The organism is Acinetobacter gyllenbergii CIP 110306 = MTCC 11365 (genome assembly GCF_000413855.1).
Classification (GTDB): Bacteria; Pseudomonadota; Gammaproteobacteria; order Pseudomonadales; family Moraxellaceae; genus Acinetobacter; species Acinetobacter gyllenbergii.
Genome location: NZ_ATGG01000004.1, coordinates 73,613 through 83,968 on the forward strand (window position 1 = coordinate 73,613; position 10,356 = coordinate 83,968).

Genomic DNA, 10,356 nt, shown 5'->3' on the forward strand with positions numbered 1-10,356 from the left:
TTCGCGTTCAGCATGAAAAAAGGCATAGAACTCAGTTCTATGCCTTTTTTTTTGGTGTTGATTTTATCGCGCAGAGTCCAAGGTTTCGTGGTTAGTCACCACTTCTTGAGCTTTGCTGTAACTTTCAATCAGAAGCTGATAAGCCGGGAAAATCTGGGTATAAACCTCTGCCCATTGCAATGCATCATCACGATTCCACGTGCGTTGAATTTCAGATGCCACAGCTGCGGTGTCCATCGGCACCACACCTGCTTGTACCACACGTGCTAAGGTAATTTCTTCTGCCATTTTGCTATACGTTCCAGAAGCATCAATCACGGCAAAGACTTTATAACCTTCGGCAACGGCACTGATCGCAGGGAAAGCCATACACACGCTGGTAATGGTTCCTGCAATAATCAGGGTATTACGGCCTGTCGCTTTAACGGCATCGACAAAGTCTTGATTATGCCATGCATTAATTTCACCTTTACGTGCCACATATTGGGCATGCGGGGCATTGGCGTGGATTTCAGGAATTAAAGGACCATTGGGGCCTTGCGGTACGGAAGCGGTGGTGATCACAGGAATCTTGGCCAAACTTGCGATTTTGGCAAGTGCTGCAGCACGTTGACGTAATTCAGGCATTGGCATATCGCCGACGGTTTGGAATAAACCACTTTGGTGGTCAATCAAAAGCATCACGGCATCATTGACATCGATAACAGGTGCTTGACCATTGAAGTTTGCTGGCATTGTCATTGTTGTATCCTCATCTTGTCTTAGGGGGTATAATTGATGATATAGACATGACGATGGCTGAAAAATATCTGCAATAGGATATATTGTCATGCCAAAAGAACAATTGTTGTCATTATTGGTGGGTCGAGCAAATAACATGAAAGATTTAAATGACTTATATTTCTTCGTGAAAGTGATTGATTGCGGTGGTTTTTCAGCAGCCAGCCAAGAATTGATGGTGACCAAGTCTTTACTGAGCCGGCGTATTGCCGAATTGGAAGATCGACTGGGGGTGAAGTTGATCAATCGAACTACCCGACAGGTGTCAATTACCGAGGTGGGTAAAATTTATTATCAGCATTGCAAGGCCATGTTGATTGAAGCGGAAGCTGCCGAAGAAGCAATTGAATTTTTAACCGCCGAGCCACGTGGATTGATCAAGCTGTCTTGCCCGACCAATTTATTGCATATCAATATTAGTCCAATGCTGAATGAGTTTTTGCAGCTATATCCCAAAATCAGTCTGCATGTCGAAGCCACCAATCGCCGTGTTGATTTAATCAATGAGCGTTTTGATTTGGCGATACGAATTCGTCCTTTACCCTTAGCCGACAGTGAATTGATTGTGCGAGAACTGGCTTTGGCACGACAATTGATTGTTGCCAGTCCAGACCTGTTACATCAGTTTTATTCAATCCATGAGCCACAACAACTGACGCAGTTCCCTGTGTTGATGATGGAGTCCTTTGCGCCTGAATATGCTTGGCAGTTATTCTCTCAAGATCAGCAAGAACTCAAAGTCCAATGTCATCCACGACTGACCACCACGGATTTGACTGCGCTTAGAGAAGCCACGCTGCAAGGCTTGGGCGTGGCAAAATTACCAGAATTAATGGTAGCTGAAGACATTAAACAAGGGCGTTTGATTCATGTACTACCCCAATGGCAGCCTAAACCTGAGCTGATTCATTTGGTCTATACCTCTAGACGAGGATTATTGCCATCGATGAAATTATTGATTGATTTTCTGGTACAGAAATTTGCAGAACTGAAACAACACAATTCGGTGCTTTACTAATACTGCACTATAAAGAATAGCCACTGTCAGTTTTTGCCAATTCTCTCAGGCCCTCCATCAGGGTCTCAATCAGCTTTTCCACCACCAAACGTTGACCTTTGCGTGAGGCATAGACCAGCTGTACGGTACCTCGATTGGACTTCCATTCGGGTAATAGGTGAATCAGTTTACCTTTTTGAATATCGGCTTGCACCGTGAGATAAGGTAAATCCGCAATACCTAAACCATCATGAACCGCATAATAGACCCCAGCCAAATCATTGCTTTTGACTCGTGGTTGATAAGGTATATCTACAGTTTCGTCACTGTGGATATGACATAAATGCCAATAATATTGATGTTTTTGAATGCCTAGGGCCACGCTTGGATAGTGCTGTAATTCTGAATAATGCTGAATGGTTCTGTCTTGAAGTAACTCGGGTGCAGCCACCAAACAATGCTCAGTTCGAATCACATCGCGAACAATTAAACTGGAATCTTGATTCGGTTCAAAACTGGTGCGGATCGCGATATCAATATCATCATGCAGCACATCGACGCGGCGGCTGGTCAATTCTAAAGAGATTTCAACTTTGGGATAGGCTTTTAAAAACTGATTGAGTAATTTCCGAATCTGGAAATGCATCATTAACGGTGGGCAACTGATTTTGACCATGCCTTGTGGTTCATTTTTCTGCTTGAGCAAGACATTCTCGGCACATTCGACTTGAGCAATCACTTTGCAGCATTCTTCATAAAACTCTTGACCTAAATCCGTGACTTTAAAATGACGGGTGGTGCGTTGGATCAGGCTAACATTAAATTTATGTTCAAGTTCAATGATGCGACGGCTAAGTTTAGATTTGCTGATATTCTCAGCTTCGCTGGCCGCACTAAATCCGCCGTGTTTTACCACCAAATAGAAATAATGAAAGTCATCAAATGAGTTGATCAAGGCAAAGCGAATCCGAAATAGCAAAAGATGAGAATAGCATTAACTCTTCTCATCTTCCGAGGGCTTTATTTATTTTTCTGAGCTATTGGTGAAATAACTGGTCATCAAGTTACGATAATCAGGAATGTGATTTGAGAATAAAGCACCTAAGCCTTCGATGTCATTGCGCCAGTCACGGTGCAGTTCACAGGCCATCCCAAACCAGGTCATCAATTGCGCACCTGCTTGCGACATACGATCCCACGCTGCATCACGGGTTAAGGCATTGAATGTTCCTGAAGCATCGGTAATCACAAATACCTCAAAGTCTTCTGCCAGTGCAGACAGGGCAGGGAAAGCCACGCAGACCTCAGTCACTACACCCGCGATAATCAATTGTTTTTTACCTGTGGCTTTCACTGCTTTGACAAAGTCTTCATTGTCCCAGGCATTAATTTGGCCTGGACGAGCGATATAAGGGGCATCGGGAAACAGTTCTTTCAGCTCTGGTACCAATGGACCATTTGGGCCATTTTCAAAGCTGGTGGTGAGAATTGTCGGCAGGTTGAAGTATTTTGCAGCATCAGCCAATGCCAAGACATTGTTTTTAAATTTGTCTGGATCAATATCCCGAACCAATGAAAGTAGCCCCGCTTGATGGTCGACCAAAAGTACGGCTGCGTTGTCTTTGTCTAGGCGAATATAGTCTTTAGTCATGGTTGTATCCTCATGTTTTTGTAGAAAAGAACACGGAAAAGACAGTGAGTTTCCGTCGTGCTTGAAATTATGCTAGTTAAGTTTTTCATGTAGATGAAGCGTAAAAAATGAGATAAACAATATCAAAAATAGGATGATTGATAGTGTTTAGGGTTCAATACAGTTTTTAATTTTAAATTGTCCTATATGTAGAATAATGTGTTGTCATTCTGAGGCTATAAGCACGGTGTGAGGAGGCGTAAAATAGACCTCAAGAACAGAGTTTCTACCTTATAGGAGAAAGCGAATGAAAAGAATTCTTGGTGTGTATCAAAACAAACACATGCACTGGGTTGGTGATGGTTTTCCAGTCTATAACTTGTTTTCTTATGACCGTTTAGGTCAAAGCATTAGTCCATTTCTACTCTTGGACTATGCTGCACCGTATCAATTTGATCCAACCACAGCTCAGCATGGTGTGGGTTCGCATCCGCATCGTGGCTTTGAAACGGTAACCATTGCCTATCAAGGTGAGGTCACCCATAAAGATTCGAGTGGCGGTGGTGGAACCATCAAAGCAGGTGATGTGCAGTGGATGACCGCAGGTGGTGGGATTTTGCATCAAGAGTTTCATTCGCCTGAGTTTGCCCATCAAGGTGGTTTGTTTGAAATGGTTCAGTTGTGGGTTAATTTGCCAGCGCATTCGAAAATGACGCCAGCAAAATACCAAGCCATTGAAGCCGATCAAATTCAGCACATTAAATTGGATGATGCGGGTAGCGAAATGCGGGTGATTGCAGGTCAATATCAAGACACCGCTGGTGCAGCAACCACTTTTAGCCCAGTCAATGTTTGGGATGGCATGATTGTAAAAGATCAGGAACATACTTTTTATGCGACTGAAGGTCATACCACATTGTTGGTTTTGCTTTCTGGTCAGGTGATCTTAAATGAGAACCAAAGCATAGAAGCACCGAGTTTGGTGGTACTGAGCCGTGAAGAAATTGACTTTAGCATCAAGGCCGAACAAGACAGTAAATTCCTGATCTTGACAGGCCAACCACTGAATGAGCCGATTGAAGGTTATGGGCCGTTTGTCATGAACAGCAAAGCGGAAATCATGGATGCGGTTCGTGATTTCAATAGCGGTAAATTTGGTTCGATGGAAGCTTAAATGCTGAGCTAAATTAGTTGCATATATAAGAAAGCCTATCACTCCGTTAGAGTGATAGGCTTTCGCTGTAAGGGTCCTCTATTGATTTTTTTAATATTATGTCACTTATAATTATTCAGCTTGTTATGTGACTTTATTCTCGTTGTTGTTCAATAAACATAGCACTGAATTAGGGCAATGGGAAGTCGGTAAAGTGCTGAAAATGAAAAAATATAGAATGTTCTGTATATTTTTGTGGCCTAAAATGTAATAAATTTAATTTTTTCATTATGTTAAGATAGAAATGCAATTTGTGATGAAATGTAACAAAAAATCAACAACGATATTACGACAAAAGTCTGGCAGAAGCCCTGAATCTGGTATTTTTTAATACCGTGTTTCGCTTAACTATCAGTCATAATCAAGAAAAATCATCAACTGATGGGACATAATTTTGGATATTGCAATTATTGGCAGTGGAATGGCAGGACTTGCCTCAGCCAGAATCCTACATGATGCAGGGCATAAGGTAACGATATTCGAAGCACTCGCAGGGCGAGGCATGGATAGTCATAGTATTGATTTTGATGGTGGCATTATTGATGCCCCGCTACGTGTAATGAATCCAAAGCTTTGGCAAAATACTTTAAGTTTAGCCAGCTATTTAGGTATCGAAACTTTCCCTGTCCGTACCTTTATGGCTTGCAGTTGGTTGTTTGAAGATAAAACCGATACATGGCTCACCACTTCACGTAGCCGTATCGGCAATTTCCCGATTATTAATAACCGCAAAGGCATTCAGCAATATGGTTGGCGCTTGGTCAAAGGCATGTTGCAACTGAAAACTGCGGTACATCAATTCTTTAAATCAGAGAATCAGGACATCACACTAGCTGAATTCATGAATCAATATCATATTGAGGAAGTGTTTTGGCATGGTACGGTGATGCCTGTGCTGTATACCATTTGTACTTGCCATCCTAAAACCATTGGAGAATGGCCAGCCAAACCTTTATTGGAATTTATTCGTCAGTTGACCGAAGGTGAAGCCTTATTGCGAATGAAAGGTGGAACGCCTGCACTGGTCAATCGCTTGATTGAAGGCATTGAAATTCATAGTGGTTCGCCTGTTCAAAAAGTTGAAGAGCAGGGCGAAAAAGTTTTGGTGGAAAATGCACAGGGTGAAAGCCAATTATTTGACCGTGTGGTGATTGCGACACCAACCCCAGTAATTGAAGATTTTCTCAAGCAACCACAATTTGCTGAGGATATTGCCTTGCTGAAAAAATTCCGCTTTGAGCAGGGTGATTTGGTGATTCACACCGATCCAATTGTGATGCCGCAACGCCGTAAAGATTGGGCGGTATTGAGCTATATGATGGATCGTAAATTTACCCGTCAGCAATTTACCGTGTGGATTAATGCGATTGAACCCAGCTTGGTGGGTAAAAATGCCGTGTTCCAGACGTGGTGTCCGGTGATTGATATCGATCCAAAGAAAGTGATTTCCAAAGTCAAACTCACTCGCGCAGTGGTTGATTCGGAAACCGTGGCTTTGAATAAACAAATTCAACAACGTCATTTAGATTTAAACCGTAAAGTGTTTTATTGCGGTTCATGGTCATGTGATGGCTTGCCAATTTTAGAATCTGCTGTGACATCAGCGATGCATATTTCTGAAATCTTAGGTGCAGCCGTACCTTTTGTTGGATTAAAACCAAAAGTTAAAGTTGCGCCTGAACTCGGTTATTAAGCATGACCACCTTCAAGCAAGCGTTGATCGAAAAAGTCATTGGGCATAAATATGCGATTGATGCCAAACGACTTGGTGATGATGCATGGCTTGCTTGGAGTAATTTAGGTTTTTGGCAAAGCCAACATGATAGTTATCCACAAGCCTGCCAAAGTCTGGCTGATCAAATTGCACAATCCATTCAACTGAAATCCACAGATCGTGTTCTAGATCTGGGTTGTGGACAAGGTGCCAGTCTGTTGCATTGGCTCCAGCATTATCACATTCAACAACTTAGTGCTGTTGAGTTACAGCCCGAATGCGTCAAACGAATTCAAAAACAATTACCGCAGGTTCAAATTCATTGTGGATCTTTTTTGAATTTAAAAACACTCGGACTTTTGAATTCATTTGATGTGGTGCTGTGTATAGATGCGGCTTATCACAGTGATTTGAATTCATTTCTTGAATCCACATCTCCAGTTTTGAATTCAAAAGGTCGCATCGCATTTCACACGCTAATGTGGTCGGAAAATTGGCTACAGTGTTCTACTCTACAAAAACAAAAATATCGCTATCTATTAAAAAGTGCCGATGTGAATTGGCAGTATTTGATGGATCAGCAGCAGTTGGGACAGACTTTAGCGCAGCATGGTTTTGGTGAAATTCAAATTCAGGATTTTTCCGAACCTGTATTGAATGGTTTTGCTGAATATATCGAAACACAAAAAAATGAAAAATCTGCCTTTGATTTGGCCCAACTCAAAATAAACATGACTGCCAAGTTGTGCCGAAAACTCTACCAAGATGAATTAGTACGTTATATTCAAATCAGCGCAGTAAAAAAGTGAGAACAAGATGCCAAATCAATATAAAGGTTCATGCCTGTGTGGGGCAGTGAGCTATCAGGCCGAGGTTGCGCCACGTTATCGTTTTAATTGTCATTGTCGTGATTGTCAGAAAGCTACAGGCAGTGCTTATGCGCCAATTGCCTTCTTTCATCAGTCCGAACTAAAAATTGAAGGTGAGCTGAAATATTTTGAGTCTTTGGGACTGTCAGGCAAGCCGATCCGCCGTGCATTTTGCCCCAATTGTGGCTCACAAATGTTTGGCCTACCCGAACTTGTACCTGAAATGATTTCGATACGTGCAGGAACGCTGGATGATCCTAATTTGTATCAACCACAAGCAGAATGTTTTGTGAGTCATGCAAATGAATGGGATTTATTAAATCCGAATATTTCGCATTTTGAAAAAATGATGGGGAAGAAACGAGAATAAAGCGAGAAATGGTGCCGGCACACGGATTCGAACTGTGGACCTACTGATTACAAGTCAGTTGCTCTACCAACTGAGCTATGCCGGCAACGTGGCGAGAATTCTACAGAATCTAATTAAAAAAACAAGCGAAAAAATGAGCAATCAGATAAATTTAATTGGATTGTCGAATTTTCGCCAATTTCAGCTTAGCTATTGAGTGCATAGACAAAAGAATCAATCACTTCACCTGTACTTAAGTGTGCTTGAACAGGGACACGTTGATAGCCTGCACCCTCGAATTCATCCAGTGCTTGCCAGTGTTGTTCTAGATTGTCTGAGAAGAACACAAATCCAGACACCTTTTGATCTGTTTGATCAAGCACAATGCCCGGAAAGCCGAGTTCAGCTCCCCAACCTTGTTGTTTGAATGTGCCAAATACATGTGCATCTGCCCACGTACCACCAATATTTTCCATGATATGGGCATTGGGACGGTTGGGTCCTAAAGTGCCGTAAACAAATAAACTGAGCATAGTGAAAGCTAGAAAGTAAAACAAATAGAGTAGCAAAAATGGATAAGTGTGGGTATCAGATGAGAAAATGATTTTTCTATTTCTCGGCCCACCAGTCATTTGGCAATTGTTTAAGGATTGAAAGCTTAGAAATGACCACCCAAATTTGGTTGTTCGGTAATACTCTAAGGCGGTGATCGTTATATTCGAAAATATCATTATTGCTTGATACTCTTGGTTCTCCCAGTTGTTGCTTAAATTTGGTTGAATATTCAGCAGCAAGCTGTTTAACTTTATGGCGATCTTTTTTATAAAGTTCTTCTGTTAAATTTCTGGGTTCATTCACAATGAAAAAACGGATCTCCTCGACAAAGTTATTGACAATATGAGCTTGCCCTTTAATATTTTTTTTGCCTGTAAAACTGAAATAACCTTCGCGAGCAGCAACTCGACTTAGACCACATTTCTTTGCAGCTTCTTTAAATGTTTCAGGGCGCCATAATTCTGGTGTTTGAATAATAAACTGATAGAGTTGCCAAATTTCTTCTGTAGATAATGTATCTCTTCCATAAATTTGCATTTCATAATTTCCTTTATACTGAATTTTATGAATTCATATTTTTCTACGTTTTTCAAATAAAAGAATGCCAAAAAAAATTATTTAAAACAATACACATAATAGGTCAGTTTAATATCCATATTAGGTTGATTGTTGATCTTTAAAATAAAGATTAGTTAGTATCAAGCATATTAAGAAGCCTGATGGATACGGCTTTATATTGGATTGTGAGCAGTGAAATAAAATAATGGGAAAATATAAACATTTTAAAATTAAAACCGTTAAGGATTGGGAGGGGGAGTACTGGGATGCCTATGAGGAGCGAAAAACACATGTAGGTATTATGGTTTATCGTGGCTGGCCTTATGGACTGAGCGCTAAAGATGAGGGAGTTGGGCCAGGATTTTCAGTGATTTTAACGCCAGAAGTTGCTGATTTCGTAAAGGAATACAAAGTTTTTGAAGCTGCAAATAAGCTTGAGCTGTCTTTAAGTATGGTCGGTAAATTCAGGCGATTATTGGGGATTCAAAGAAATTTTATCTATCGAAATGATCGATGGCTTTTGGCGCATCAAGATGAACTGTTGTATGACAGTTTAGACACATTAAAAGCTAAATATGGGCTAACGCGACCTCAAGTTTATCAACATAAAATCTGGTTGGCTGAACTTGTCGATATTCCTGTGCGTAAGAGACTTCGAAAAAAACAAGCTGAGGTGATTCAAGAACAATGGTTTCAAGCCAATAAACAACAGCTGAAAGGCTTAACTGTTCAAGAAATCGTAGAAAAATTTGATGTGAGTGTATTCATCGCTAAAAAATTTTATAACCGTATTCGGCAAGCGCTAGATGAATTCAGTTTTTCTGAAAAATTTCAAAATGATAAGCAAGAAAAGCGGCAATGGCTATTGGATCATCAGGAGGAATTATTAAACTCAGGAAAAACGGTTGCTGTCTTAGCGGATCAATTCCAAAAAATGCCAGGAGAAATTTTAAGAGCAAAAGCAAGATTAAGAGAAATCCTTGATATTCCAAAAATTAAGGCGCAAAAAGAGGCTTGGTTCGCGTTACATCAGCATGATCTATTGAATCCTGAGCTGAGTAATGCCGATTTAGTTAAAAAGCTTGGTCTGAGCCTTGAACAAATTTTTCGGAAGAAAGATGAATTAAGACAGCGTTTAGGACGTCCAAAACATAAGGATCAAGTGCAGGCATGGCGTTTAGAAAATCAGGAGATTTTATTAGACTTACATTTGAGTGTGACTGAAATTGCAAAAAAATTAAAACGGAGTGAAAAATATATTATTAAAAATCGTATGATTTTAAGAAAATTTCTAAATATTACGATTGAGGATCAAAAGAGAGCTTGGGTAAAACAACACCAACAGGATTTGGAGCAATTCAGTATTGCGAAAATACAAGAAAAATATCAGTTGGGTCGCTATGTTGTTCAAGGTTATCGAAGACTTTTATTTGAAATGACACAAAATGAAAACAGTTCATAATTGAATCAGACAGGTCATTCTGGTAGCTTTTATTGATCAAGAATAAGGCAATAATAATGTTGAATAATATCTTTAACGTCTTAGATAAATTAGGCGTTGGCACTCAAAAACGTGCGATGAGTATGCGGTTTTCAAATACAGCTCTAAATACTCAAATCATGCTGCAACGCCTAGAGGGTTATCATGGCATTAATGATGGATTATCTGTAGAACTGATCTGTTTATCGAC

At 40.5% G+C, this 10,356-nt stretch carries 12 protein-coding genes and 1 tRNA gene; 7 read left to right on the top strand and 6 right to left on the bottom strand.

The genetic code is table 11. The features are described from left to right. Positions 1–63 precede the first annotated feature (63 nt). Positions 64–741 (bottom strand): hydrolase, encoded by a 678-nt coding sequence (locus tag F957_RS19040; RefSeq protein ID WP_016542675.1) that lies wholly within the window; start codon positions 739–741, stop codon positions 64–66. A 136-nt stretch (positions 742–877) separates the two neighbouring features. Between F957_RS19040 and F957_RS19035 the strand changes: the two genes are divergently transcribed. Then, on the top strand, positions 878–1,798 hold the full coding sequence (locus F957_RS19035) for a LysR substrate-binding domain-containing protein (RefSeq protein ID WP_032861117.1): 921 nt from the start codon (positions 878–880) through the stop codon (positions 1,796–1,798). A gap of 7 nt (positions 1,799–1,805) precedes the next feature. On the opposite strand, the gene F957_RS19030 is transcribed toward F957_RS19035, so the two are convergent. Both F957_RS19030 and ycaC read right to left on the bottom strand, forming a co-directional pair. Further along, a complete protein-coding gene (locus F957_RS19030) occupies positions 1,806–2,732 on the bottom strand; it encodes a LysR substrate-binding domain-containing protein (protein WP_016660103.1) in 927 nt (308 codons plus the stop codon). 69 nt (positions 2,733–2,801) lie between these two features. Then, on the bottom strand, positions 2,802–3,428 hold the full coding sequence (gene ycaC, locus F957_RS19025; protein ID WP_016542678.1) for an isochorismate family cysteine hydrolase YcaC: 627 nt from the start codon (positions 3,426–3,428) through the stop codon (positions 2,802–2,804). A gap of 286 nt (positions 3,429–3,714) precedes the next feature. Between ycaC and F957_RS19020 the strand changes: the two genes are divergently transcribed. The 4 genes from F957_RS19020 (at position 3,715) to F957_RS19005 (ending at position 7,573) form a co-directional block, all read left to right on the top strand. Continuing rightward, entirely contained in the window at positions 3,715–4,581 is an 867-nt protein-coding gene (locus F957_RS19020; RefSeq protein WP_016542679.1) for a pirin family protein, read from the top strand. A 433-nt stretch (positions 4,582–5,014) separates the two neighbouring features. Continuing rightward, complete coding sequence (locus tag F957_RS19015) at positions 5,015–6,313, top strand: FAD-dependent oxidoreductase (RefSeq protein ID WP_016542680.1); 1,299 nt, start codon at positions 5,015–5,017, stop codon at positions 6,311–6,313. A 2-nt stretch (positions 6,314–6,315) separates the two neighbouring features. Beyond that, a complete protein-coding gene (locus F957_RS19010; protein ID WP_016542681.1) occupies positions 6,316–7,143 on the top strand; it encodes an SAM-dependent methyltransferase in 828 nt (275 codons plus the stop codon). Positions 7,144–7,150: 7 nt separating this feature from the next. After that, complete coding sequence (locus tag F957_RS19005; protein WP_016542682.1) at positions 7,151–7,573, top strand: GFA family protein; 423 nt, start codon at positions 7,151–7,153, stop codon at positions 7,571–7,573. A gap of 9 nt (positions 7,574–7,582) precedes the next feature. Here F957_RS19005 and F957_RS19000 read toward each other — a convergent pair. The 3 genes from F957_RS19000 to F957_RS18990 all read right to left on the bottom strand — a co-directional run bounded on the left by F957_RS19000 (position 7,583) and on the right by F957_RS18990 (position 8,644). Beyond that, positions 7,583–7,658, bottom strand: a tRNA-Thr gene (locus F957_RS19000). Between the two features lie 100 nt (positions 7,659–7,758). Next, complete coding sequence (locus tag F957_RS18995) at positions 7,759–8,085, bottom strand: gamma-glutamylcyclotransferase family protein (RefSeq protein ID WP_016542683.1); 327 nt, start codon at positions 8,083–8,085, stop codon at positions 7,759–7,761. Positions 8,086–8,161: 76 nt separating this feature from the next. After that, a complete protein-coding gene (locus tag F957_RS18990; protein ID WP_016542684.1) occupies positions 8,162–8,644 on the bottom strand; it encodes a hypothetical protein in 483 nt (160 codons plus the stop codon). Positions 8,645–8,870: 226 nt separating this feature from the next. Between F957_RS18990 and F957_RS18985 the strand changes: the two genes are divergently transcribed. Both F957_RS18985 and F957_RS21815 read left to right on the top strand, forming a co-directional pair. Then, the gene (locus F957_RS18985) at positions 8,871–10,127 is read left to right on the top strand and encodes a hypothetical protein (protein ID WP_016542685.1); all 1,257 of its coding nucleotides are present in this window, start codon (positions 8,871–8,873) and stop codon (positions 10,125–10,127) included. Positions 10,128–10,183: 56 nt separating this feature from the next. Further along, positions 10,184–10,356, top strand: a 173-nt coding sequence (locus tag F957_RS21815; RefSeq protein WP_016660104.1) for a hypothetical protein, incomplete at its 3' end; no start/stop codon positions are given.